This is a genomic window from Acinetobacter sp. AL9, from assembly GCF_041464035.1.
Classification (GTDB): Bacteria; Pseudomonadota; Gammaproteobacteria; order Pseudomonadales; family Moraxellaceae; genus Acinetobacter; species Acinetobacter towneri.
The window spans coordinates 1-24,699 of sequence record NZ_JAYFSK010000015.1; the positions used below are offsets into that span (position 1 = coordinate 1).

Below are 24,699 nucleotides of genomic sequence, written 5' to 3' on the forward strand. Positions count from 1 at the left end.
TTAGCACCTTGCAATGTTTGTCTTTTATGCGTAATTTGAGTGTCTTCATCCAATTATTTTAACAGTATTTTTCTTAATAGTGACTATAGTACAAGTATTTAAAACGACATTTCGTGTCGTTCATATGGTTTACTCCAGTCGCTTATATCCTCGTGCTGAACCACGAGGTTTTTCGCTCCAGTGGATAAAAAAACACCCCGTAGCGAACTACAGGGTGTTGTTAAACAATAAGATGACTGTGATTAAGTATGCTTATTCATACCAACCGAATAGCTTAAACACATACGGTACATAGGCAATAATCAACATCGCAGGCAGCATCACAATCACAGGTAAAACCCAACGCTCAAAGCGATAATAGAACGGTTTATGACGAACTTCCGCATCGGCTGCAGCGACTTCTTCATCACCAATTGACTGCCTTGCCAATAAGTGATTCAGCGCTACAGGTGGCGTCACATAGCCCAATTCAAAGCCGATGAGGGTAATCATCCAGAAATGCACAGGATGAATCCCATACTGATACGCCACGGGCGCAACTGTTGCCGAAATTAGAATTACCGCACCGAATGGATCCATAATCATGCCCACAAAAATCATCAGGGCAACAATCAGGCTAATCACAATAAAGATGCTGCTAATGTCGGTTGGGAACGCTTCCATAATTTCAATGCGTTCTAAATAGCCACCTACACTGACTGAAAGCGCCATCAAAATTACCAATGCCCCAATATGTCCCACCGTTTCACTGGTCGATAAATGCAGAGCTTTGAAGAAACCATACTGACGCAATGGTGAATCAGGTGCAGTCAATAATGAGCGCTCAGATGAAGCTGCTGTCTGTTGTGCTACAGGCTTGTGATCTAAAGTCTGATCCCACTGCCCCATCGCTGGAATAGGCGCAGGTTCATGGCGCAATTTATCAAACAACACCATCATCAATAAAATAACCGGCATCATTACAGGTGCAGTAAATTCATTCATATTGGTGTCTAAAGCATATTTATAGAACAACCAAATCAACACGAAAATGAGGATATATGGTAGTACAGGGCCAAAAGCACGTAAGGACAATGGCGCAGCTATGTTCGGTGCAGCAATGCGGAATTTATTTTCAGCAAAGAACAACGAAATCACTAAAAATAGGGTTGAAGTCAGTAGGAACACATACAAACCATAGTGATACAGCATGTCCGTTGTGACTTCTTTATTCAGCGATGCCACCACAACAATCAATAGGCATGGACGAAGCACGACCCCCATTGAACCCGACATAGCTGTTGCCGCCAGTGCAAACTGACGTCGTCCACCCGCATTCCAAACTTCTTTATAAATGATCGCACCTGCGGCAATGACAAAAATCCCCGATGCACCGGTATAAGCCGTCGGCAATGCCGCAGCAATCAAAATCAGCCAGGTTAAAGTTTCAGGTGCCAAATTCCACGGACGCAGAATATTCAGGAACAAATCCACAATTCGGGTTTGTTTGAGCAACATCCCCGCCCAAATAAACAAAGCCAAGTTCAAGAAAATACTAGAGAATTCGACCAGTTGCCCTAGGTAAATCCCTTGCCCCATTGGATAATCCATCAGGAAGGTAAAAGAGAAACCCGTACTAATTGCCATATAGGCATACAAAGGTACGCTCAGGAAAGCAAGACCTAAACTACCGCCTTCACGGGTCGGTGCAGGTGGCTTAATAAGCTGGAATAAACTAATTAAAGTCAGAGTTGCAAACAGAATCATCCACATCCAGTAAATGATTTGCGTTTCACCACTCATCGGTACGCCTGAATTGAGTACTGAACGATATTGACTGATACTTGACGAGGTTAAGAAACCATTCGCCACCACCATTAAGGTCGAATACACCTTGAAGTCAATTTTGGTCGCAGGGCCACGTAAACCAATGTGATGGGTCTTTAAAGTGGCACTAATTGCAGCAAAGACCACCATCAATACCAATAAAATGGCACGGTTTTCAGTACCAAATTTAAAAATACCAAAAAAAGAGGTTTCAATGGTTCGATAAATTTTCAAGCTTGGATGGGCTTGAATATGCTGAATCGCCTGATCATGAAATTGAAATTTTTCTTCACAAATTTGTTTGGCTGCCAAAATTGAAGCACGGACATCTGACTCAGAGGCAGTACCAAAAATATCGGCAAACTCATCAGCAGCATTGGCTTGCATTTGGGCATGTACTTGTGCATCGATATCGGGGTTGCGTTCGCAGTCAGGTGCAGTGGGTTCGGCACGCAAAAATGAATACTGCATACCCGTTGCAGGGTCACCGTATAGGCGTTCACCCATGCGCAACAACTGACCATGTACCATTTCACCTGTACCAATAATAAGTGTCAGTAGCAACAAGATCAAAATAACGAATGTAGAAATCCATTCTGTCCATATATGTCTGAGCAAAGCCAAGCCAGACCTGCGTTGTCCGTTATTGTGCATATATTTTCCTGTTTTTATTCTATGCAGAAACCGAGACACTCGAATTTCTGTCTGTCCTTATTCAACGGAATATCCATCTTCCATTGAGCATTTTTGTATTCAGTTTAAATGTGAATGAACGTCGTTATTTTTAAAATGACAATATAGATTTTCTTTTAAGTAAAAATGGTCAATTGTGAGATTTCTTGTGAGTCCTTTTCGATGTAAATTTAATGCGAATCAATGCAATAGGCCCAAACAATATAAGCCAGTGCAAAAATTACTCCCCAAATCACGCCCAATAAATGTGCCTCAACTAATACAGGACTTCCGATTAATTCTGCTGTACCCAAACTGCCCAAAGTATTTTCCCAGATCAATTTAGATAAAATAAGCAGCAAGACCAATGCGGCAAAACTACGTTCTTTTTTATAGAGCAAATGCACACACGCCACCGCCACATAAGCACCATGCAATACCCCAGAAAGCCCTGCATAGGCATCAACATCGGTAAGCAAGTAAAAGAAACTCAGACTAATCGCTGGGGGTAGTAGCAGCAAAAGCGCCACAAAGTGCCATACTTTGGCATGCGGAAAAATAAAAGGTAAACAGGCAAAGGCGATCATATTGAGTAAATAATGAATCCAGCCCACATGCACCCAATGCCCTGTCCATAAGCGCCAAAATTCATCCAATAAATGTGTAGACCAATAAATAAAATGCTCTGCAAAAATCTGCAAACATGCCGAAACCGACATACATGCCGCAATAAACACAATTTTTCGACTGAGAAATTGAGATGAATATTGCATAGGCGCTTGCATCCTCCAAATTATTCTTGTTATGTGCTTCGGCAAACGGATTGCCCAATCCTAAAACTTCTTGTCTATATTGAATTGGGCAATCTTGATATTTTTACAATTGAGCTGCCGTATCCTCATTAAATAAATCATCTAATTCAGATGAATCATCTTGCTCATCCCAGAAACGTTGCTGATCACCCGTACGCACACCTGTATGTTCAGTCCAGTAACGGTCTGAAATTCCTTGTACCATGCTTCCCGCCATGGCATCAATCAATTTAAATTGTGGATTTACAGGTTTTTCGTCACTGCGTGCATTAGAAAAGGCTTTGAGTGCATCGCGGATTTTGGCATCTTCACCACTGGCTTGGGCAGCAACCGCATATAAAGCGTGTGATAAACGCACCCCTTTATTTTCACCAATTTGCATCGACTGCTTTAAGGTTTGATACGGATCAGGTTTGCCATCTCCCGCACCTGGAAGCAAAGTCCAAATTACGGCACGTGTAGCCTCTGGTGCGCCCCAGAATTTTTCATTGTTTAAACAGGTCATACCACGCTCAACAATCGCGGCAATATCTTTAGGCACATGCACTGCCCCGCCTGAATTAATATCATTGGTCATGGCTTGCAAGCCACTCAACATCCCCAACATATACACAGTTTGATCAATATCACTGTTCATTTTTGGACAACCTTCGCCCAAAGGTTTCCGATATTTCTTTTCCCAACGATGCTGAAACAATTGATAGCCTGTGTATTGGCGCTGTGCCGCCAAAGCCGCCCAACGTTTTTGCTGAATCCGCGCATCTTGCGCTTCGCCCACTTGCCCTGCTTTTGCTGCACGTAAATAACGCAATTCAGCATCCAAAGCTTTTTCTTCGGCACAAATACCCGCAGCCGAATACATTAGTACCGCAACACGGGTTGGGTCTGCGCCCATATCTTTAGTCGCCATAATGGCAGGGGTTAAGGAATTACCAGAATTACACACCATTTCAGCATCTTCCATCGCTAAAATTGGCGGCACAATATGTTTTTCAGTAAATCCAAGTGCGACATTGGCACCTGTTTTGATCACTTGTGAACAACCTGATAATAATAAACTTGTGATTGCAAATACGGCCACACCCTGGCCTATTTTTTGGACTTGCGACATTTTCCTGTCCTCTATAATTGTGTTTATGTCCATTGCAACAAACATAGCAGAAGCAATATCTGAATAAAAGCGTCTACTTGCTGCTTCAGATGGATAACTTTGCCATGTTTTAAAGTGACTAAAATTGACTGAAATCTGTCATCCGACAAAATTTAGGCAAAAAAAAGTAGCATTGCGACGGTTCAGCACATGCTACTTATTAACTGATGCCCAATTCGGGCTTATCTTAAAAAATCTTTCGACTAAATTTAAATCTGCACATTTCAGGAATCTGATTTGTATTGATCTACACTTGTCTGGAATGAATATAACTAAAAATAGGGATATGTGTAATCTTTTATGCCAATATAAAATGACTGATCAGGACACGAAAAATAGATGATAATTTTATCTTTATGATACTTATAGTTTTTTATTATTATAAAAATATACAGCTGTCTGTAAATTAGAGCATTTTCGCCAATACTTTTAGAGCCTTCCATTCCGCCTTGGAAACCTGATCACACCAAATCACCAGAGGTTTAAAGGCTTGCTGAAATTCCATGACGATATAAATTTGATGATCTATCACTTGACGCAGTTGCACACGCTGAATTTCAATTTGGCGAGCTGTGCTTTTAATCTGTTGTGATACTACACGAGGCGCGAGATAGGAAATTGACCATTCACGGTCATCTAATTGATCTAAACCAACAATTCGGTTTGCACGAACAAATTTAAAATATGTCCAGCCCATAATGACAATACATACAACGCTAAGCCATGGCTTTAACACTTGTAGTAAAAGCCAAACGATGAGTAGAGCGATCATCAGCTGAAACACTATTGCGATGACACTAGGTTTCAGCTGAAACTGCTGCTTAGCCATGCACATAATGCTTTAGTTTACGGATAAAATCTTTCAACTCAGGACGTGGTGGCTCAGACACTTCCATAAACCAATCCAATAAATCTGGGTCTTCCTGCTCAACCAAATCGGCAAACATTTGTTTTTCTTCCGCACTGGCAGTCAAATAATGATTTTTCACATACGGGTCAAAATAGACATCAATTTCCTTTAAACCACGACGGGCACGGTAAATCACTTTGCGTTCTTCTAAGCTGATGTCATCACTCATGCGGTTTCCCCATTAAAATTAAACTCAGGCTAGTTTAACCGACCCCTTTTAAAGTTTCGATGACTTTTATGCAGCATTGACCAAAAGCATCATATTTCATTTGTAATTGAAACTTTTTGCACCTTGTTCACCCCTATTAATTCTTCTAAGGTGAATTCAAAATAACATCAGGAAGATAAAACCATGCAATCTGCCGCAATTCGCCCCATTGCCAATATGTTACCGCGCACCTTATTCAGCGCTGAACACGATAGTTTTCGTGATTTGGTACGAAAATTCTATTTGCAGGAAGTCATCCCCCATACTGAAAAATTTGAAGCACAGCAGCATGTAGATCGTGAGCTATGGCGTAAAGCAGGTGCTTTGGGTTTGCTGTGTAGCACCATGCCTGAAGAATATGCAGGTTCAGGGGTAGACCGCTTATACAGCATGATTTTGATTGAAGAACAAGCCTATGCAGGTGACAGTGCTACCGGTTTTTCACTGCATTCAGATATTGTCGCCAATTACATTAATAACTTTGGCACAACTGAACAAAAACAACACTGGTTACCCCGCATGGCCACAGGCGAAGTGATAACCGCGATTGCCATGACCGAACCCGGTACAGGTTCAGACTTACAAGCTGTGCGTACCTCTGCGGTATTGGATGGCGATGAATACGTGATTAATGGTTCTAAAATTTTTATTACCAACGGCTATTTGTGCGACATGGCGATTGTGGTATGTAAAACAGCGAACACAGACAAAGGTTCAGCCAATCTGTCTTTAATATTGGTAGAAGTAGACCGTGCGGGATTTAGCAAAGGCAAACCACTGAATAAAATTGGTATGAAAGGTCAGGACACTTGCGAATTATTTTTTGATAATGTCCGCGTGCCTCGCAGCAATTTATTGGGTGCAGAAGGCATGGGCTTTATCATGCTGATGAAAGAACTGGCTTGGGAACGCTTAATTGTCGCGATTATTTGCCAAGCAGGTGCAGAAGCTGCTTTTGCACATACACTGCAATATACTCAGCAACGTCAAGCCTTTGGCAAAAGTATTCATAGCTTTCAAAATACGCGCTTTAAACTGGCAGAATTACGCACCGAAATTGATTTCTGTCGTGCTTTTTTAGATCAATGTATGCAGTTACAACTTCAAGATCAGCTCAGTGTTGAAGCTGCAGCGGCCGCCAAATATAAAATTTCAGAGATGTACTCCAAAGTGGTGGATGAATGTCTACAACTGCATGGTGGTTATGGCTATATGCTTGAGTATCCAATTGCACGTGCTTACTTAGACAATCGGGCCAATCGTATTTATGCAGGCACCAATGAAATTATGAAAGAGCTGATTTCACGTTCTTTATAAAATTTCCACCTCAACATAAAAATGGCGCAAGCAATTTTAAATTTCTTGTGCCATATTATTTTTGCACCCAACGATTTAAGACACTAATTTAGGTTTACGCTGCTGTGCAGGCACAGCTTGTTTGAATTTTAAAATACCATCTTCAAAACTTGCTTGTTTTAAAGTTTTGCGATCTTCTAAGTAATTGTTGGTCACTCGCCATGGCGCATGTTTGCCTTGCTTTGGCATCACATCAGCAGCACGCGCGATATAGCCCGAACTCAAACTGCCCATCACCGTATCTTCCAATAACTCTGTTTGGTCACCTTGAGGAATTACCTCGTCATAACCTTGTCGATCCATATAATTGAGCAAACGACAAATATAATCCGCAGCCACATCAACTTTAAGCGTCCAAGAGGCATTAATATAGCCAATAATCATCGCTATATTCGGTACATCGCTGATCATCACACCTTGATATAGCATGTGCTTCGAGGTGTCTAAAGGCACACCATCAATTGTGGCTTGAATACCGCCTAGAATCTGAATATTCAAACCTGTCGCAGACACAATAATATCGGCATCCAAATGTTTACCCGATTTTAATTGCACACCTGTTTCAGTAAAACTTGCAATTTGATTGGTTTCAATCGAGGCATGCCCTTCGCGTAAAATCTTAAATAAATCACCATCAGGCACAACACATAAACGCTGATCCCACGGATTATAATGTGGCGTGAAATGCTTCATATCTACCTTGCCCTTGAGCTGCATTTGGATAGATTTCAGCAACAAAGTCCGCAGTAATTTCGGCTGTTTTTGTGCTAAAGCATAAATGGCGCGTTGCATGCCAATATTACGTGCGCGCGTGATTTTGTAAGCAACATCTTCAGGCAAAACTTTACGCATTTGCTGATAAACAAAATCCATTGCAGGCACTGAAGCAATATAAGTCGGCGAGCGTTGTAGCATGGTGACATGCGCTGCACCACCTTTTGACATAGCAGGTACTAAGGTAATGGCGGTTGCACCACTACCAATAATTAAGACCTTTTTACCACGATAATCTAAATTCTCAGGCCAATGCTGTGGGTGAATAAATGTACCTTTAAACGCATGTTGATTCGGAAAGTCAGGCTGAAAACCTTGATCGTAATTGTAATAGCCTGTGCAACCTAAAACAAAATTAGCCACCCAAGTTTCAATCTGTTGCACTGCATTTTCTATACGTAACGTCCACTTACGTGTTTGAGAGTCATAATTGGCAGATAACACACGATGCTGAAAATGAATTTTTGAGTGTAAGGCTTTTTCTTGAATGACTTCTTCTAGATAGTCTTTGATAGATGCGCCATCGGCAAGTACATTGGTTTTTTTCCAAGGCTTAAAATTATAACCAAAAGTCGACATATCCGAATCTGAACGAATGCCCGGATATTGGAATAAATCCCAAGTGCCACCAAAACTTTGACGACGCTCAATAATTTCAAAAGAACGCTGTGGGCAGTTTTGACTTAAATGTGCTGCTACACCAATGCCCGAAATCCCTGCCCCAATAATTAATATATCAACCTGCTTATCCATGTTTTATTGTCCAGCTTGAATGATGTTTTTTATTAAAGCACAAATTTGACAATACACAATGTCAAGTTTGGCAAAAGTTGCTAAAATTTATATCAATTCGGGACAATTACATCATTTTTTGAGATTCAACTTATTTTTTACATAAAAAAAAGACCGGTAAAACCGGTCTTTTCTGAACAACGTGCGTTATTCTTGGCGAAATTATTTAACTTCGCGATCTACAAGCTCAACGTAAGCCATCGGTGCAGCATCACCCGCACGGAAGCCCGCTTTAAGAACACGTAGATAACCGCCGTTACGCTCTTTGTAACGAGGGCCAAGAACGGTAAATAATTTACCAACAGTTGCTGCTGAACGAGTACGAGCAAACGCTAAACGACGGTTTGCTACTGTATCGTTTTTAGCTAAAGTGATTAAAGGCTCAGCAACACGACGTAATTCTTTTGCTTTAGGAACAGTTGTTTTGATTAACTCGTGTTCGAACAAAGAATTAGCCAAGTTTTGGAACATCGCTTTGCGATGGCTGCTTGTACGGCCTAATTTCACACCACTATTACGATGACGCATGGTGATAGTCCTACTTAATTAACGGCTACGATAGGCGAAACGATCGTCCATACGGAGACTAGCCGGTGGCCAGTTCTCTAAACGCATGCCGAGCTGTAAGCCTTTAGAAGCCAGAACATCTTTGATCTCTGTAAGCGATTTTTTACCCAAGTTAGGCGTTTTAAGTAGCTCAACTTCAGTACGCTGTACAAGATCACCAATGTAGTAAATATTTTCTGCTTTCAAACAGTTAGCAGAACGAACAGTAAGCTCTAGATCATCTACTGGACGAAGCAAGATTGGGTCAACTTCTTCACGAGGCTCTTGAGCAACAGGAGCTTGATCTTTCTGAAGATCAACAAAAATTGCAATTTGTTGTTGCAAGATTGTTGCCGCTTTGCGGATCGCTTCTTCTGGATCAACTGTACCATTGGTTTCAAGATCAATGATCAACTTGTCAAGGTCAGTACGTTGTTCTACACGCGCATTTTCTACGATGTAAGACACACGTTTGATTGGGCTATAAGAAGCATCTAACTGCAAACGACCTACAGGGCGAGTTTCGCCTTCTGGGAAACGTGAGTCAGATGTTTCATAACCACGACCTTGAGCAACTTTCAGGCGCATTTTTAAATTGCCTGTAGCACTTAAAGTGCCAATCAAGTGTTCAGGGTTAACCACTTCAACATTATGCGGTAAACGAAGGTCTGCAGCTGTTACATCGCCTGGACCTTGTTTTTCCAATGTCAAATAAGCTTCATTTTGATCGAACAGCTTAATAGACAATCCTTTCAGGTTCAGCAAGAGCTCGACGATGTCCTGCTGCAAGCCTTCCAAAGTACTGTACTCGTGCTCGACACCTTCAATTTCAACTTCTACCACAGCTGCGCCAGGTAAAGAAGAAAGAAGGATGCGACGTAAAGCATTACCAAGAGTGTGACCAAAGCCACGCTCTAATGGTTCTAGAATAACTTTTGCCGAGGTCCCGCTTGCCGCTTCGACCTTGATCGCTTGCGGAGTAAGAAACTCATTTGCAGTACGCGTCATTATTGCTACCTCAAGGATTATTTAGAATACAATTCTACAATCAAGCTTTCGTTGATTTCAGCAGGTAAATCAGAACGATCTGGTGCAGCTTTAAACGTACCTTCAAATTTAGAATGGTCAACTTCCATCCATGAAGGAATACCACGTTGAGCAGCCAATTCAATTGCGTTTTTAATACGTAATTGTTGTTTTGCACCTTCGTGAACTGCAATTACATCACCAGCTTTAACTTGAATAGACGCAATGTTAACACGACGACCATTTAAAGTAATGCTACGGTGAGATACAAGCTGACGAGCTTCTGCACGTGTAGAACCAAAACCCATGCGATAAACAACGTTATCAAGACGGCTTTCGAGCAATTTCAACAAGTTTTCACCTGTTGCGCCTTTCACACGAGCAGCTTCTTTATAGTAGTTACTAAATTGACGCTCTAAAACACCGTACATACGACGTACTTTTTGTTTTTCACGTAATTGTAGTGAGTACTCAGATTGCTTACCACCACGAGCCCCACCATGTTGGCCAGGAGCTTTAGCGTGTTTTTTAGTTTTGACGTCAAATGGTTTAACGCCGGATTTTAGTTGCAGGTCTGTCCCTTCGCGGCGAGAGAGTTTGCATTTTGGACCAATATAACGAGCCATGAATGTTTCTCCTTACACGCGACGTTTTTTAGGTGGACGGCAACCGTTGTGAGGGATTGGAGTCACATCGGTAATGCTGTTAATTTTATAACCCACTGCACCTAATGCACGAACCGCAGACTCACGACCTGGACCAGGACCTTTAACAAGGACGTCCAAGTTTTTCAAACCGTAATCTAAAGCAGCTTTACCAGCAACTTCAGCAGCTACCTGAGCAGCGAACGGAGTTGATTTACGTGATCCACGGAAGCCTTGTCCACCTGAGGTAGCCCAAGCCAGTGCATTACCTTGACGATCGGTAATGGTCACAATGGTGTTATTAAAAGAAGCGTGAATGTGTGCAACACCTTCAGAGACGGTACGAGTGACCTTCTTGCGTGTGCGAGTATCTTTAGCCATCTTTTAGCTTCCAGAAATCTTATTTCTTAATCGGTTTGCGCGGACCTTTACGGGTACGTGCGTTAGTTTTGGTGCGTTGACCACGGACAGGCAAGCTGCGACGATGACGAAGACCGCGGTAGCAGCCTAAATCCATTAAACGTTTAATGTTCATGGAAATTTCGCGACGTAAGTCACCTTCGGTCGGAACCTTAGCAACTTCTGCACGAATCGCATCAAGCTGAGCGTCATCTAATTCACGGATCTTTGTTGTTGGTGCGATACCAGCAGCAGCTAAGATAGTCTTAGCAGTGTGGCGACCAATACCAAAGATATAAGTGAGAGAGATAACAGCGTGCTTGTTATCCGGAATGTTTACACCGGCAATACGAGCCATTCAATTTTCTCCAAAAAGGCAGTTAAGATAATCAACCGCCCCACAAAAATCTTGAGGGGCGGATAATAACCTAATTAGCCTACTGAAATCAACAGGTCTTAATCAAATTAACCTTGACGCTGCTTATGACGAGGTTCTGCGCTGCAAATTACGCGAATAACCCCATTACGACGGATAACTTTGCAGCTACCACAAATTTTCTTTACAGAAGCTTGTACTTTCATGATGAAACCTCTAAGTGCGCTTATCCCTTAGGATGAGCAGTCGTTTTTCTCATTAACGTTTGATTATCGTACTGGTGCGAGGTGAGATGTGCTTGAAGCTGAGCCATAAAGTCCATCACAACCACTACAACGATTAATAATGATGTACCACCTAAGCTAAATGGAATTCCAAATGAGCTTTGTAGAATCATCGGCATTAAGCAGACTACAGTGATGTAAATCGCGCCAATAAAGGTCAAACGACTGAGAATATGATCTAAGTAACGAGCAGTTTGCTCACCTGGGCGAATACCAGGCACATAAGCTCCGCTGCGTTTCAAGTTTTCCGAAACTTCTTTAGGGCTGAAAACCAGCGCAGTGTAGAAGTAACAGAAAAAGATAATTAACGCACCAAAGAGCACCAAATACAACGGTTGTCCAGGCGACAATACCAATGCCAAGTCTTGTAGACTACGCTTGATTAATCCAGCATTAGGATCCGCACTGCCGACCCATTGACCTAAGCTCGCTGGGAACAAAAGCAATGAACTGGCAAAAATTGCTGGAATCACACCTGCCATATTAATTTTTAATGGCAAATGCGTTTGCTGAGCAGTAAATACACGACGACCTTGTTGTTTTTGAGCATAGTTTACTGGAATACGACGCTGCGCCTTCTCAATAAACACAATTGCTGCAAGTACACCCAAAGACAATAAACCAAAAATTGCCAAACCAATCAGGCTTGACTGGCCACTATCAATAGATGTGAAGGATTGCATAATTAAATTAGGCAAGCCTGCAACAATACCTGCGAAAATGATCATGGAAATACCATTGCCCACTCCGCGTTCGGTAATTTGTTCACCCAACCACATTAAGAACATTGTGCCTGCAACCAAAGAGGTAACAGCTGGAACGTAAAAAGCCAGACCTGACGTTAAGGTAATACCTTGACCAATCAGACCTGCACACATCCCAATCGCTTGCACAAGTGCAAGAAACAATGTGCCTTGGCGCGTATATTGATTAATTTTGCGTTTGCCTTGCTCGCCTTCTTTTTTCAAAGCTTCAAGCGAAGGAACCACGGTAGACATCAACTGTACGATAATCGAAGCAGAAATGTATGGCATGATCCCTAAAGCAAGAATCGACATCCGCTCTAATGCACCACCCGAAAACATGTTAAACAAACCAAGGATTGTACCTTGGTTTGCATTAAACAATTGTTCAAGTGCGGCATTATTAATGCCTGGTACTGGAATATGCGCTCCTAGTCGAAATACCAACAACGCACCAATGAGAAACATCATTCGGCGTATAATTTCACGGTATTTCACGTGAAATGGTTGGCCTTTCATCATGTGAACATGACCTGAAGAACTAGGAGACATAGACACTGGGGATTACTCCTCGACTTTACCGCCAGCCGCTTCAACAGCAGCTTTAGCGCCTTTAGTCACAGCAACACCTTGAATAGTGAATGCGCGAGTAATTTCACCAGAAAGTACGATACGAGCACGAGCCATATCTTTACGTACAACGTTCGCTGCTTTTAAAGTTTCAAGGCTAACGATGTCGCCTTCCACTTTAGCAAGCTCAGATAAACGTACTTCAGCAGTTTTCAAAGCGATTTGGCTAGTGAAACCGAATTTAGGTAAACGACGATATAACGCAGTTTGACCACCTTCGAATCCAGGACGTGTACCACCGCTCTTACGTGAGTTTTGACCTTTGATACCACGACCACCAGTCTTACCAACGCCAGAACCGATACCACGGCCTAGACGACGGGCTTCACGCTTAGCACCTTCTGCAGGTGCAAGTTCATTTAAACGCAGAGTCATGGCTTATTCCTCTACACTAACCATATAGTAGACTTGGTTGATCATACCACGGTTAGAAGGCGTATCTTGCACTTCTACAGTATGACCAATACGACGCAGACCTAAACCTTTAAGGCTAAGCTTGTGATTTTTCAAGCGGTGCGATGCAGATTTAGTCTGGGTAACTTTAATCGTTTTCATGATTGATTACCCTTGAATTTGTTCTACTGAAAGACCACGTTTCGCAGCAACCTTTTCAGGAGTTGTCATGTCACGCAAACCGTTAAAAGTTGCGTTCACTACGTTTGCAGCGTTAGTAGAACCACGGCATTTAGTCAATACGTTACGTACACCTGCAGCTTCTAAAACTGCACGCATAGAACCACCAGCAATTACACCAGTACCTTCAGATGCTGGTTGCATGTAAACACGGCTTGCACCATGACGCGCATGAATCGGGTGTTGTAAAGTACCATCTGCCAATTCGATAGTGATCATGTTACGACGTGCAGCTTCAAGTGCTTTAGAAATAGCAGCTGGAACTTCACGTGCTTTACCACGACCAAAACCTACGCGACCATTACCATCACCCACAACAGTTAATGCTGTGAAAGAGAAGATACGACCACCTTTAACAACTTTGGCTACGCGATCAACGGCAACCAGCTTTTCAACAAGACCTTCGTTTTGTTCAACTTTAGCCATGATTAGAACTCCAAGCCGTTTTCACGAGCAGCATCAGCCAAGGCTTTGATACGACCATGATATTTAAAACCAGAACGGTCAAACGCAACTTTAGTTACGCCAGCTGCTTTCGCGCGTTCTGCGATTAAAGCACCTACTTTTTGAGCTGCTTCAACGTTACCAGTTGTACCAGCACGTAAAGTAGCATCTAAAGTTGAAGCTTGCGCTAAAACTTTGCCACCATCTGCTGAAATAACTTGAGCATAGATGTGACGCGGCGTGCGGTTTACACACAAACGAGTCGCACCCAATGCACGGATGTGCAAGCGTGTGCTTTTCGCACGACGCAAACGGGATTGTTTCTTTTCGTTCATAAGAACCTCGCGCCTTATTTCTTCTTAGCTTCTTTACGAAGAACAACTTCATCCGAATAACGAACACCTTTACCTTTATATGGCTCTGGTGGACGGTATCCACGGATATCCGCAGCAACTTGACCTAAAGCTGCTTTGTCAGCAGATTTAAGGATAATTTCAGTTGCAGTTGGAGTTTCTGCAGTTACACCTTCAGGAAGGGTGTAATCGATTGGGTGTGAAAAACCAAGGTTAAGGTTAACAACGTTACCTTTTACCGCAGCTTTATAACCAACACCAATCAATTGTAACTTACGTTCGAAGCCTTCGCTCACACCTTTTACAAGATTGTTAAGCACAGCGCGAGCAGTACCAGCTTGCATCCAAGCGTCTTTCGACTCAGCTTTAGGAGCAATAGCTAAAATACCGTCTTCCTGTTTTAGCTCGACCAGCGCATGCAGGTTGAAAGACAATGTACCTTTGCTGCCTTTCACTTCGACCTGCCGGCCGTTCTGAGTAACTGTAACACCGTTAGGTACAGTTACTGGGGCTTTAGCCACACGAGACATGAGGAATCACCTATTATTAAGAAACAAAAGCAATAACTTCACCACCGATACCTGCAGCACGTGCAGCGCGATCAGTCATGATGCCTTTGCTTGTAGAAACGATTGCAATACCTAAACCTTGCTTAACGCTTGGAAGTGCATCTTTACCGCGATACTGACGTAGACCTGGACGGCTTACGCGTTTCACAGTTTCGATAACTGGTTTGCCTTCATAGTATTTTAAAGTAATCGTTAATGTAGGTTTGCCTTCGTTGTCAGCCACTTCTACATTTGCGATATAACCTTCTTGTTGAAGTACGTTTGCAATAGCAACCTTCAACTTAGAATTAGGCATAGAAACAGTTTGTTTCTTTGCCATTTGGGCGTTACGAACACGCGTTAGCATGTCGGCAACGGTATCTTGCATACTCATTTATAGTGCTCCTTACCAGCTTGCCTTAACAACGCCCGGTACATCACCTTGCATTACTGTGTCACGTAATTTGTTACGGCTTAAACCGAACTTACGGAAGTAACCATGAGGACGACCAGTTAAACCACAACGGTTACGAAGACGTACTGGAGACGCATTACGTGGTAATGCTTGTAACTTCATCATCGCTTCGAAACGCTCTTCGTCGCTTGCATTTACGTTTGCAATCGTTGCTTTTAATTCAGCACGTTTTGCAGCGTATTTCGCAACAGTAGCTTCGCGTTTCAATTCGCGATTAATCATACCTTTCTTAGCCATATCGACCTCTTATTTGAACGGGAAGCCGAATGCACGCATAAGCGCACGGCCTTCGTCATCGGTGCGAGCAGTCGTAGTGATGGTGATGTCCATACCACGAATTTGATCAATCTTATCGAAATCGATTTCAGGGAACATGATTTGTTCCTTGAGACCCATAGAGTAGTTACCACGACCATCGAATGATTTCGAAGAGAAACCACGGAAGTCACGGATACGAGGGATCGCGATAGAGATCAAACGGTCTAAGAATTCGTACATACGTTCGCCGCGTAAAGTAACTTTACAACCAATCGGCCAACCATCACGGATTTTAAAACCAGCGATTGATTTACGAGCTAATGTTAAAACTGGTTTTTGACCAGCAATAGCTTGCATATCAGAAAGAGCGCCATCTAACAATTTCTTGTCAGCAGCTGCAGCACCAACACCCATGTTGATGGTAATTTTAGTGATGCGAGGGATCTCCATCACATTCTTAACGCCCAATTGTTCTTGTAATTGAGCCTTAAGTTCGTCGTTGTAACGTGTTTTAAGTCTGGCCATTGCCTATTTCAACCTATTACTTCGCCACCGCCACTGATTCACCATTCGATTTATAAACGCGAGTTTTCACGCCATCAATCGTTTGGTAACCAACACGGTCAGCCTTTTGGGTTGTAGCATTAAAAATTGCCACGTTTGAGATATGAAGCGAAGCTTCCTGCGTTACGATACCGCCTTCAGCGCCCGTAGCACGGTTTGGCTTCTGGTGCTTCTTAACCAAGTTAAGACCTTCGACCTTAACACGGTCATTAGAAACTGACAGAACAGTACCCTGTTTGCCTTTTTCTTTACCTGCGATCACAATTACTTGATCGCCTTTTTTAATCTTAGCCATGATTGCCTCTTATAGAACTTCAGGAGCCAATGAAATGATTTTCATGAACTGTTCAGTACGAAGTTCACGAGTCACTGGTCCGAAAATACGAGTTGCAATCGGTGCTTTGTTGTTATTCAAAATAACAGCAGCGTTATCATCAAAACGGATCACAGAACCGTCTGGACGACGAATACCGAACTTTGTACGTACAACAACAGCATTCATCACGTCACCTTTTTTAACACGTGCGCGTGGAATAGCTTCTTTTACAGTAACTTTAATAATGTCGCCAACAGAAGCATAACGACGATGTGAACCACCTAGTACTTTAATACATTGTACGCGGCGAGCACCACTGTTGTCAGCTACGTCAAGCATCGTTTCGGTTTGAATCATTGCCCTACTCCAAAACCGAGCATCACCGGTCACAATTTCGAAAGGCTCAAAGAGTACTCGAAATTGACCGATGATGCAACAAGAACGTTAATTACTCAGCAGCAGCTTCAACAACTTCAACTAAAGTCCATGACTTAGTTTTAGACATTGGGCGGCTTTCTTTGATGGTTACAACATCACCAATCTTGGCTGTATTGTTCTCATCATGAGCGTGTAATTTGGTTGAACGGCGAATCAATTTGCCATACAACGGGTGTTGAACTTGGCGTTCAATAAGGACAACAATAGATTTTTCCATTTTGTCGCTTACAACTTTGCCAGTTAACGTGCGGACTGTATTTTGACTCATTGCCCGTTCCCCTGTTTTTCGGTAAGGAGGGTCTTGATGCGTGCAATAGTTTTACGAGTAAGCGCAACTTCATGCGATTTACCCAATTGACCAGTTGCTTTCGCCATACGAAGACGGAATTGGTTAAGCTGTTGCTCATCAAGCAAAGCTGTCAACTCTTCTACCGACTTTTCACGTAGATCTTTAGTTTTCATTACATTACCGTCCGAGTCACGATAGTGGTTTTAAACGGAAGTTTAGCAGCAGCAAGCGTAAATGCTTCACGTGCCAATTCTTCGTTCACACCATCAATTTCGTACAAGACTTTACCTGGTTTGATTTGACAAACCCAATATTCCACAGAACCTTTACCTTTACCCATACGCACTTCAAGAGGCTTAGAAGTAATTGGTTTGTCTGGGAATACACGGATAAAGATCTTACCACCACGCTTAATACGACGGCTGATTGTACGACGTGCCGCTTCAATTTGACGCGCAGTCATTTGACCACGTTCAACTGATTTAAGAGCGATAGTACCGAAAGATACTGAGCTACCACGGTGCGCTAAGCCAGTGTTACGGCCTTTTTGCACCTTACGGAATTTAGTACGTTTAGGTTGCAACATGGATTATTCTCCTTTTTCAGCAGAACGATCATTGCGACGACCACGACGCTCTTGACCTTCACCACGACCGCGACCGCGTTTAGCTGGACGTTCTTCAGCAGGTGCTGGGTTCATGACTTGTTTCATGCCACCCAAGATTTCACCACGGAATACCCAAACTTTAACGCCAATCGTACCGTAAGTAGTTTCAGCACGCATAGTTGCATAGTCGATGTCCGCACGAAGTGTATGCAAAGGTACACGACCTTCACGATACCATTCAGTACGTGCAATCTCTGCACCACCTAAACGACCAGAAACTTCAACTTTGATACCTTTAGCACCAGCACGCATAGAGTTCTGTACCGCACGCTTCATAGCACGACGGAACATTACACGCTTTTCTAATTGAGAAGCGATTGCTTCAGCAACTAAACGAGCATCTAAGTCTGGACGGTCAATTTCGTTGATGCTTACTTGCGCAGGAACACCCATAATAGATGTTAATTCGCGTTGTAATTTCTCAATGTCTTCGCCTTTTTTACCGATTACGATACCAGGACGCGCAGTGCTAATTGTTACTTTAGCAGCACCCGTTGGACGTTCGATAAGAATATTGCTTACCATTGCGTTCTTAAGTTTTTTAGTTAAAAACTCACGAACTTGAAGATCTTTAAGCAAGTATTCAGCGTATTGTTTCGGATTCGCATACCAGTTAGCGTTATGACGTTTCACAACACCTAGGCGGATACCGATTGGATGAACCTTCTGACCCATATCAAACCCCTACCTTAACGGTGATGTGACAAGTACGCTTAGTAATACGATCTGCACGGCCTTTCGCACGTGGCATAATACGTTTAAGGCTCATGCCTTCATCAACGTAAATCGTAGATACTTTAAGGTCGTCTACATCTAAACTGTTATTGTGTTCAGCATTTGCAATTGCAGATTCCAATGCTTTCTTAACTAAAACAGCAGCTTTTTTGTTGCTGAAGTTTAAAATGTTAAGTGCATGCGCAACAGATTTGCCGCGGATAAGATCTGCAACCAAACGTGCTTTTTGTGCCGAGATAGCGGCACCGCGTAATTTAGCAGTTACTTCCATCATAGCACCTATTAACGTTTAGACTTCTTGTCAACACCGTGACCACGATAGGTACGAGTTGGCGCGAATTCACCGAGTTTATGACCAACCATATGTTCAGAGATAATCACTGGAACATGGTTACGACCATTGTGAACAGAAATTGTTAAACCAACAAAATCTGGGAGGATCATCGAACGACGCGACCAAGTTTTGATCGGCTTACGGTTATTAGCCGCGATTGCCGCTTCAACCTTAGCGAACAAGTGCGCATCGACGAATGGGCCTTTTTTCAGAGAACGAGGCATTGTCAGATTCCTTTACTTGTTACTTAACGCGACGGTCGCGAATAATCATCTTAGTCGTACGCTTGTTGGTACGTGTCTTGTACCCTTTAGCTTTTTGACCCCATGGGCTTACAGGTTGGATACCTTTAGTACGCCCTTCACCACCACCGTGCGGGTGATCAACCGGGTTCATTGCCATACCACGAACGGTAGGACGAACACCACGCCAGCGCGAAGCACCTGCTTTACCAAGTGAACGAAGGTTGCTTTCTGAGTTAGATACTTCACCTAACACAGCGCGACACTCAACGTGCACTTTACGCATTTCGCCTGAACGTAGACGAACGATAGCGTATGAACCGTCACGACCCAACAATTGAACCGAAGTACCAGCAGAACGCGCTAATTGAGCACCTTTACCGATTTTAAGTTCGATGTTGTGAAGAGTAGCACCGATTGGCATGTTACGAAGTGGCAAGCAGTTACCTGGGCGGATTGGAGCATCGTTACCAGATTGAACTTGATCACCAGCACGTAAACCTTTAGGCGCAATAATATAACGACGTTCACCGTCAGCATACTTCAACAATGCGATGTGTGCAGTACGGTTTGGATCGTATTCAATACGCTCTACAACAGCAGGAATGCCATCTTTGTTACGTTTGAAGTCTACGATACGGTAGTGTTGCTTATGACCACCACCAACGTGACGTGTAGTAATGTGACCGTTGTTGTTACGACCACCAGTACGTTTTTTAGCTTCCACCAACGGCGCATAAGGCGCACCTTTGTGAAGATGGTCGTGAACGACTTTCTCTACAAAGCGACGTCCTGGAGACGTTGGCTTACATTTTTGAATCGGCATAAATTTCGTCCTTATTCCGCTGCGCTTTCAGCGGTATCGCCCAAGTCAGCCATTTCAACATCTTGGCCAGCTTTCAGGGTGACGTATGCTTTTTTAACATCAGAACGGCGTCCTAATGTACGACCAAAGCGCTTAGTCTTACCTTTAGTGATAGTCGTGTTAACTTTAACAACTTCCACACCAAATAATTGCTCAACTGCTTTTTTGATTTCAAGTTTGTTTGCATTTAATGCAACTTTGAATACTTGAACACCAGCAGTTTCGCCTAAAACTTGTGCTTTTTCTGAAAATACAGGTCCTTGTAGGACTTGATATAAACGTTCGTTGTTCATCCGAGTTCTACCTCAATTTTCTTAGCAGCAGCAACAGACATTACAACTTTGTCGAACGCGATCAAGCTAACAGGATCGATTGCAGTAGCATCAACCACATCAACGTGTGGAAGGTTACGCGCTGCAAGATATAGATTCTCATCTACAGCTTCAGTTACGATCAATGCGCGAGTTGCATTCAAGTCGTTAAGTTTTGCAAGCAACTCTTTAGTTTTAGGAGCTTCAACAGCAAACTCTTCAACCAATACAAGACGATCTTGGCGAACAAGTTCAGCTAAGATACATTGCATTGCACCGCGGTACATTTTGCGGTTAACTTTTTGAGACCAATCTTGTGGACGAGCAGCAAAAGTTTTACCACCACCAACCCAGATTGGGCTACGAATAGAACCAGCACGAGCGCGGCCAGTACCTTTTTGACGGAATGGTTTTTTACCACCGCCAGCAACGTCTGCACGTGATTTCTGAGCTTTAGAGCCTTGACGACCACCAGCTAAGTAAGCCGTAACAACTTGGTGTACAAGTGCTTCATTGAATTCACGACCGAACGCAACTTCAGATAACTCAACAGCAGAGCCGGAAACAGTATTTAAATTCACGTTATTTCCCCTCAAGCCTTGATCGTAGGACGTACAGTTACGTCACCACCAGTCGCACCAGGAATCGCACCTTTAACAACAAGAACTGAACGCTCTGTGTCGATAGATACAATTTCAAGACCCTGTACAGTTACGCGTTCAGCACCTAAATGGCCAGCCATTTTTTTGCCTTTGAATACGCGACCAGGAGTCTGGTTTTGACCTGTAGAACCTAGAACACGGTGAGAAACAGAGTTACCGTGAGTAGCGTCTTGAGTACGGAAGTTCCAACGCTTAACACCACCCTGGAAACCCTTACCTTTAGACTGACCAGTTACGTCAACGATCTGACCTACTGTGAACAAATCCACACCGATAGTTCCGCCAACTTCACGACCTTCAAGGTCAGCTTCTGTAGCACGGAATTCTTGAACTAAACGACCAGCAGCAACACCCGCTTTAGCGAAGTGACCTTTCTGAGCGTTAGTTACGCGAGATTCGCGACGTTCACCAGTAGTAACCTGAATTGCTTGATAACCATCTGTTTCAAGCGTTTTGATTTGAGTGATGCGGTTAGGATCAACCTCAATCACTGTAACAGGTACAGAAACACCAGCATCTGTAAAGATACGTGTCATACCGCACTTGCGACCGACTAAACCAATAGCCATGTGCATAAACCTCTAAAAAAGCGGCCTAATTAACTTAGAGTGTTAATTAACCGAAAGCCTTAACCCAATGCAATCTGAACATCAACACCAGCTGCTAGATCTAATTTCATCAACGCATCAACAGTTTTATCTGTAGGTTGAACAATGTCGATCAAACGCTTGTAAGTACGGATTTCATACTGGTCGCGCGCATCTTTGTTTACGTGTGGTGATGTTAAAACGTTGAAGCGTTCGATGCGAGTTGGCATCGGGATTGGACCACAAACTTGTGCGCCAGTACGCTTAGCGGTTTCTACGATTTCTTGAGCAGATTGATCGATCAGACGATGATCAAAAGACTTCAAACGGATACGAATTCTCTGGTTAGACATACCAGTTAACTCCAAGCCAAATATATAAAGAATCACCCTTGACGCATCTCACCCCACTAATTTAAGGCAAGTGTCAAAGGCAGTGAATTATCACTAAGGTCATGATCGATGCCACGACTGTCACGATGTTAACTACTTTCTTCGCAGTTAACCCCCTTGCATAAAGGGTCGCCCATTATAACGATTGTTTAATGCATAAGCAAATCTCTTTTTGGCTTTATTGCTTTATTTTTCACGCTCTGCCGATTTCTCTTTTTAAAATATACGATTAGCACTTTATATATGAGTTAGGCAGCATTCCTATCCATTTATTGAGTGTAAATTTAGACCATCTGCATTTTGACCATTCCAGCCATCCCTGACAGCAGAAACCGTCATCGCCCTGACCTAACTTTCTTTTCTGTGTTTGCGCCACAATCCATGACTTTATTCTCGAAGTTTGCTTTGTGCTAAAACATAATCTATTGCACGATTCATTAATTGGTTGCCTGCCTGAAATTGTGCCGCAGACATCTGTTTTAATTCATGCGCGGGTTGTACATACATGCCCGAAAATGCTGGTTTCATTTCGGCATTGTCTAAAAACAGCTGCAAAGCTTGTGGGGTAATTTCTGGATGGAATTGGAATCCTAGTACATTTTTCCCAATTTGATAGAGTTGATTAGCGCAGGCGGCATTACTGGCAAGTCTTACCGCGCCCTTTGGTAATTCAAAAGTTTCACCATGCCACTGCATCACTGTGATTTGATCAGGTATTTGAAAGCAGGTTTCTGGTGTATTTTCGACTTTATAGACTGGATGCCAACCACGCTCTTGTTCTGGATTACGACTGACCGCTGCACCCAACGCATTGGCAATTAACTGCCCACCCAAACACAAGCCAATAGCAGGCTTGCCTGAAGCCAAATAACGTCGAATCCAGCGCTTTTCAATTTTTAGCCAGGGATAGTTCGCCTCATCATTGACACTCATGGCGCCGCCCATCACAATCAATAAATCGACATCTTCGACCCGTGGCAAAGCTTCAATTTCAATATTTTGTTCGGGTGGCAAAGCAAAAAATTCGGTGGCACTGATGTGTGCCTGCATTTGTTTCAGGTAGCTATAGCAACTCCCAAAACCTTCTTCAGCAATATGTTGAAAATAATGTACACGCAGTTGCTTCGTCATTGTTATATCGCCTAACCTTTTCCATTAACGAATTAACTGCAAAATTAAAGCCAAGATTTCTCTAAAGATTAAAAAAATGATGTTTAATAACAATTGAAAATATTGTTTTACCTAGAGTACACAATGAAAGATTTTGAAATATCTATCCAAACGTTTTTAAGTCAACCTATACGCTATGCACCGCAATATATTCCTACGGTTCAGCCTCCTGTCTATCGTGCCTCTACAATTATTTTTAGAGATACTGACGCATTTACTGAGCGTCATTGGACTGATCGTCATGACTATAGTTATGGTACACATGGCACACCTACAACTTATACTTTGGCAGATCAAATTGCACAGTTAGAGGGCGCAGATTACTGTATACTTGCACCAAGTGGGTTATCAGCAATTAATTTAGTTAATAGTACTTTTTTAGATGCAGGAGATGAAGTTTGGATTCCAGATAATATTTACGGTCCTAATTATGAACATTTAGCATCTTTACAGAGTAAATATGGCATTATTTTAAAGGTCTACTCAGCTATTGATCCAAGTACGATTAAGTTTTCTTCTATCAGTAAATTAATTTGGATTGAGGCAGCAGGTTCTGTGACGCTTGAATTCCCAGACATTGTTTCTATCATAAAGCTCGCACAAACACACCATGTACTCACCGCCTTGGATAATACATGGGGAGCAGGTTTAGCATTCAAACCTTATGCAATTGGTGAAGAACAACTGGCCATAGATATTTCAGTGCATGCACTTACAAAATACCCTAGTGGCGGTGCAGATATTTTAATGGGAAGTATCAGCACAAAAAATAAAGATTTGTATTTTAAAATGTTAAAAACGCACGCTCTGCAAGGTATTGCAATTAGTGGAGATGATGCAGCTCAAATCACGCGAAGCCTGCCACATATGGCAATACGCTATACTCAGCACCAAAATAATTCACAGACTTTAATTGAGTATTTACAACAACGCCCTGAGATTGCTCAAATTTTACATCCTACTCTTGCAGAGCATGCTGGACATCAATATTGGAAAGAGATTTGTACAGCAAAGTTGGCAGCAGGGCTAATCAGCATTATTATTGACCCAAAATACACCTTAAATGATGTAAAAAATTTCTGTAATGCGCTAAAACTTTTCAGATTAGGCTTTAGTTGGGGAGGACCAACCAGCTTAGTTATGTACTACAATCTAAAAGACATGCGCCAATTACCCACCCCGCATTTAAAGTCAGGCTGGTTAATTCGCTTTTGTATTGGATTGGAAAATTCAAAAGATTTGATTCAGGATCTAGAAATAGGCTTCCAACAACTTTCTTAATTTTTAT

At 42.6% G+C, this 24,699-nt stretch carries 37 protein-coding genes; 2 read left to right on the forward strand and 35 right to left on the reverse strand.

Annotated features, from left to right (window positions below):
- Positions 1–252: 252 nt before the first annotated feature.
- From ACEO2X_RS05320 to ACEO2X_RS05340, 5 genes are all read right to left on the reverse strand, one after another.
- Complete coding sequence (locus ACEO2X_RS05320; protein WP_368782488.1) at positions 253–2,460, reverse strand: TRAP transporter large permease subunit; 2,208 nt, start codon at positions 2,458–2,460, stop codon at positions 253–255.
- A gap of 209 nt (positions 2,461–2,669) precedes the next feature.
- Positions 2,670–3,251 carry a rhombosortase gene (gene rrtA, locus ACEO2X_RS05325; protein WP_371971163.1) on the reverse strand — a complete coding sequence of 194 codons (582 nt, stop codon included), beginning with the start codon at positions 3,249–3,251 and terminating at the stop codon, positions 2,670–2,672.
- Between the two features lie 103 nt (positions 3,252–3,354).
- Positions 3,355–4,401, reverse strand: coding sequence for a hypothetical protein (locus ACEO2X_RS05330; RefSeq protein WP_004974758.1), 1,047 nt, complete (start codon positions 4,399–4,401; stop codon positions 3,355–3,357).
- 445 nt (positions 4,402–4,846) lie between these two features.
- The gene (locus ACEO2X_RS05335) at positions 4,847–5,269 is read right to left on the reverse strand and encodes a protein YgfX (RefSeq protein ID WP_096901367.1); all 423 of its coding nucleotides are present in this window, start codon (positions 5,267–5,269) and stop codon (positions 4,847–4,849) included.
- Positions 5,262–5,519, reverse strand: coding sequence for a succinate dehydrogenase assembly factor 2 (locus ACEO2X_RS05340; RefSeq protein ID WP_004974752.1), 258 nt, complete (start codon positions 5,517–5,519; stop codon positions 5,262–5,264). The genes ACEO2X_RS05335 and ACEO2X_RS05340 overlap by 8 nt, the downstream gene beginning before the upstream one ends.
- Positions 5,520–5,702: 183 nt before the next feature.
- On the opposite strand from ACEO2X_RS05340, the gene ACEO2X_RS05345 reads away from it, so the two are divergent.
- Positions 5,703–6,875 (forward strand): acyl-CoA dehydrogenase family protein, encoded by a 1,173-nt coding sequence (locus ACEO2X_RS05345; RefSeq protein WP_371971164.1) that lies wholly within the window; start codon positions 5,703–5,705, stop codon positions 6,873–6,875.
- Positions 6,876–6,950: 75 nt separating this feature from the next.
- Here the strand turns inward: ACEO2X_RS05345 and ACEO2X_RS05350 are convergent, their stop codons facing one another.
- From ACEO2X_RS05350 to ACEO2X_RS05495, 30 genes are all read right to left on the reverse strand, one after another.
- Positions 6,951–8,441: a flavin-containing monooxygenase gene (locus tag ACEO2X_RS05350; RefSeq protein ID WP_371971165.1), complete on the reverse strand. Its 1,491-nt coding sequence runs from the start codon at positions 8,439–8,441 to the stop codon at positions 6,951–6,953.
- 201 nt (positions 8,442–8,642) lie between these two features.
- The gene (gene rplQ / locus ACEO2X_RS05355; protein ID WP_004974746.1) at positions 8,643–9,008 is read right to left on the reverse strand and encodes a 50S ribosomal protein L17; all 366 of its coding nucleotides are present in this window, start codon (positions 9,006–9,008) and stop codon (positions 8,643–8,645) included.
- An 18-nt stretch (positions 9,009–9,026) separates the two neighbouring features.
- Positions 9,027–10,034, reverse strand: a complete 1,008-nt coding sequence (rpoA, locus tag ACEO2X_RS05360; RefSeq protein ID WP_004974745.1) for a DNA-directed RNA polymerase subunit alpha — start codon at positions 10,032–10,034, stop codon at positions 9,027–9,029.
- Positions 10,035–10,051: 17 nt separating this feature from the next.
- Complete coding sequence (gene rpsD, locus ACEO2X_RS05365; RefSeq protein WP_004974744.1) at positions 10,052–10,678, reverse strand: 30S ribosomal protein S4; 627 nt, start codon at positions 10,676–10,678, stop codon at positions 10,052–10,054.
- A gap of 12 nt (positions 10,679–10,690) precedes the next feature.
- On the reverse strand, positions 10,691–11,077 hold the full coding sequence (gene rpsK, locus ACEO2X_RS05370; protein ID WP_001040166.1) for a 30S ribosomal protein S11: 387 nt from the start codon (positions 11,075–11,077) through the stop codon (positions 10,691–10,693).
- Between the two features lie 19 nt (positions 11,078–11,096).
- Positions 11,097–11,453, reverse strand: coding sequence for a 30S ribosomal protein S13 (rpsM, locus tag ACEO2X_RS05375; RefSeq protein ID WP_004974734.1), 357 nt, complete (start codon positions 11,451–11,453; stop codon positions 11,097–11,099).
- A gap of 107 nt (positions 11,454–11,560) precedes the next feature.
- Entirely contained in the window at positions 11,561–11,677 is a 117-nt protein-coding gene (rpmJ, locus tag ACEO2X_RS05380; protein ID WP_000867907.1) for a 50S ribosomal protein L36, read from the reverse strand.
- Between the two features lie 20 nt (positions 11,678–11,697).
- The gene (secY, locus tag ACEO2X_RS05385; protein ID WP_171257418.1) at positions 11,698–13,017 is read right to left on the reverse strand and encodes a preprotein translocase subunit SecY; all 1,320 of its coding nucleotides are present in this window, start codon (positions 13,015–13,017) and stop codon (positions 11,698–11,700) included.
- Between the two features lie 45 nt (positions 13,018–13,062).
- Positions 13,063–13,503 carry a 50S ribosomal protein L15 gene (gene rplO, locus ACEO2X_RS05390; RefSeq protein WP_004974728.1) on the reverse strand — a complete coding sequence of 147 codons (441 nt, stop codon included), beginning with the start codon at positions 13,501–13,503 and terminating at the stop codon, positions 13,063–13,065.
- 3 nt (positions 13,504–13,506) lie between these two features.
- Positions 13,507–13,683: a 50S ribosomal protein L30 gene (gene rpmD, locus ACEO2X_RS05395; RefSeq protein ID WP_004786899.1), complete on the reverse strand. Its 177-nt coding sequence runs from the start codon at positions 13,681–13,683 to the stop codon at positions 13,507–13,509.
- A 6-nt stretch (positions 13,684–13,689) separates the two neighbouring features.
- Entirely contained in the window at positions 13,690–14,187 is a 498-nt protein-coding gene (rpsE, locus tag ACEO2X_RS05400; RefSeq protein WP_004974725.1) for a 30S ribosomal protein S5, read from the reverse strand.
- Between the two features lie 2 nt (positions 14,188–14,189).
- Entirely contained in the window at positions 14,190–14,540 is a 351-nt protein-coding gene (gene rplR / locus ACEO2X_RS05405) for a 50S ribosomal protein L18 (protein WP_004281497.1), read from the reverse strand.
- Positions 14,541–14,554: 14 nt separating this feature from the next.
- Positions 14,555–15,088, reverse strand: coding sequence for a 50S ribosomal protein L6 (gene rplF / locus ACEO2X_RS05410; protein WP_004974722.1), 534 nt, complete (start codon positions 15,086–15,088; stop codon positions 14,555–14,557).
- Positions 15,089–15,104: 16 nt separating this feature from the next.
- The gene (gene rpsH, locus ACEO2X_RS05415; RefSeq protein WP_004974720.1) at positions 15,105–15,500 is read right to left on the reverse strand and encodes a 30S ribosomal protein S8; all 396 of its coding nucleotides are present in this window, start codon (positions 15,498–15,500) and stop codon (positions 15,105–15,107) included.
- 12 nt (positions 15,501–15,512) lie between these two features.
- The gene (rpsN, locus tag ACEO2X_RS05420; RefSeq protein WP_004825185.1) at positions 15,513–15,818 is read right to left on the reverse strand and encodes a 30S ribosomal protein S14; all 306 of its coding nucleotides are present in this window, start codon (positions 15,816–15,818) and stop codon (positions 15,513–15,515) included.
- A gap of 9 nt (positions 15,819–15,827) precedes the next feature.
- The gene (rplE, locus tag ACEO2X_RS05425) at positions 15,828–16,364 is read right to left on the reverse strand and encodes a 50S ribosomal protein L5 (protein WP_004974719.1); all 537 of its coding nucleotides are present in this window, start codon (positions 16,362–16,364) and stop codon (positions 15,828–15,830) included.
- A 16-nt stretch (positions 16,365–16,380) separates the two neighbouring features.
- Positions 16,381–16,698, reverse strand: coding sequence for a 50S ribosomal protein L24 (gene rplX, locus ACEO2X_RS05430; RefSeq protein ID WP_004974717.1), 318 nt, complete (start codon positions 16,696–16,698; stop codon positions 16,381–16,383).
- 9 nt (positions 16,699–16,707) lie between these two features.
- Entirely contained in the window at positions 16,708–17,076 is a 369-nt protein-coding gene (gene rplN, locus ACEO2X_RS05435) for a 50S ribosomal protein L14 (RefSeq protein WP_001982634.1), read from the reverse strand.
- Positions 17,077–17,167: 91 nt separating this feature from the next.
- Positions 17,168–17,425 carry a 30S ribosomal protein S17 gene (gene rpsQ, locus ACEO2X_RS05440; RefSeq protein ID WP_004974714.1) on the reverse strand — a complete coding sequence of 86 codons (258 nt, stop codon included), beginning with the start codon at positions 17,423–17,425 and terminating at the stop codon, positions 17,168–17,170.
- On the reverse strand, positions 17,422–17,619 hold the full coding sequence (rpmC, locus tag ACEO2X_RS05445; protein WP_004650482.1) for a 50S ribosomal protein L29: 198 nt from the start codon (positions 17,617–17,619) through the stop codon (positions 17,422–17,424). The genes rpsQ and rpmC overlap by 4 nt, the downstream gene beginning before the upstream one ends.
- On the reverse strand, positions 17,619–18,032 hold the full coding sequence (gene rplP, locus ACEO2X_RS05450; RefSeq protein ID WP_004691317.1) for a 50S ribosomal protein L16: 414 nt from the start codon (positions 18,030–18,032) through the stop codon (positions 17,619–17,621). Before rplP ends, rpmC begins: the two co-directional genes overlap by 1 nt.
- Before the next feature lie 3 nt (positions 18,033–18,035).
- Positions 18,036–18,788 carry a 30S ribosomal protein S3 gene (gene rpsC, locus ACEO2X_RS05455; protein WP_004974711.1) on the reverse strand — a complete coding sequence of 251 codons (753 nt, stop codon included), beginning with the start codon at positions 18,786–18,788 and terminating at the stop codon, positions 18,036–18,038.
- A gap of 1 nt (position 18,789) precedes the next feature.
- A complete protein-coding gene (rplV, locus tag ACEO2X_RS05460) occupies positions 18,790–19,119 on the reverse strand; it encodes a 50S ribosomal protein L22 (RefSeq protein ID WP_001982638.1) in 330 nt (109 codons plus the stop codon).
- An 11-nt stretch (positions 19,120–19,130) separates the two neighbouring features.
- Entirely contained in the window at positions 19,131–19,406 is a 276-nt protein-coding gene (gene rpsS / locus ACEO2X_RS05465; RefSeq protein ID WP_004673001.1) for a 30S ribosomal protein S19, read from the reverse strand.
- Between the two features lie 19 nt (positions 19,407–19,425).
- Entirely contained in the window at positions 19,426–20,250 is an 825-nt protein-coding gene (gene rplB, locus ACEO2X_RS05470; RefSeq protein ID WP_004974706.1) for a 50S ribosomal protein L2, read from the reverse strand.
- Positions 20,251–20,261: 11 nt separating this feature from the next.
- A complete protein-coding gene (gene rplW, locus ACEO2X_RS05475; RefSeq protein ID WP_004974703.1) occupies positions 20,262–20,582 on the reverse strand; it encodes a 50S ribosomal protein L23 in 321 nt (106 codons plus the stop codon).
- Positions 20,579–21,181: a 50S ribosomal protein L4 gene (gene rplD / locus ACEO2X_RS05480; protein ID WP_004974702.1), complete on the reverse strand. Its 603-nt coding sequence runs from the start codon at positions 21,179–21,181 to the stop codon at positions 20,579–20,581. Before rplD ends, rplW begins: the two co-directional genes overlap by 4 nt.
- Positions 21,182–21,192: 11 nt before the next feature.
- Complete coding sequence (gene rplC, locus ACEO2X_RS05485) at positions 21,193–21,831, reverse strand: 50S ribosomal protein L3 (protein WP_026438075.1); 639 nt, start codon at positions 21,829–21,831, stop codon at positions 21,193–21,195.
- Between the two features lie 59 nt (positions 21,832–21,890).
- Complete coding sequence (rpsJ, locus tag ACEO2X_RS05490) at positions 21,891–22,202, reverse strand: 30S ribosomal protein S10 (RefSeq protein WP_000070912.1); 312 nt, start codon at positions 22,200–22,202, stop codon at positions 21,891–21,893.
- Between the two features lie 426 nt (positions 22,203–22,628).
- Positions 22,629–23,372, reverse strand: a complete 744-nt coding sequence (locus ACEO2X_RS05495; RefSeq protein WP_371971176.1) for a type 1 glutamine amidotransferase — start codon at positions 23,370–23,372, stop codon at positions 22,629–22,631.
- 123 nt (positions 23,373–23,495) lie between these two features.
- On the opposite strand from ACEO2X_RS05495, the gene ACEO2X_RS05500 reads away from it, so the two are divergent.
- Positions 23,496–24,692, forward strand: a complete 1,197-nt coding sequence (locus tag ACEO2X_RS05500; RefSeq protein WP_371971178.1) for a PLP-dependent transferase — start codon at positions 23,496–23,498, stop codon at positions 24,690–24,692.
- The last annotated feature ends 7 nt before the right edge of the window (positions 24,693–24,699 follow it).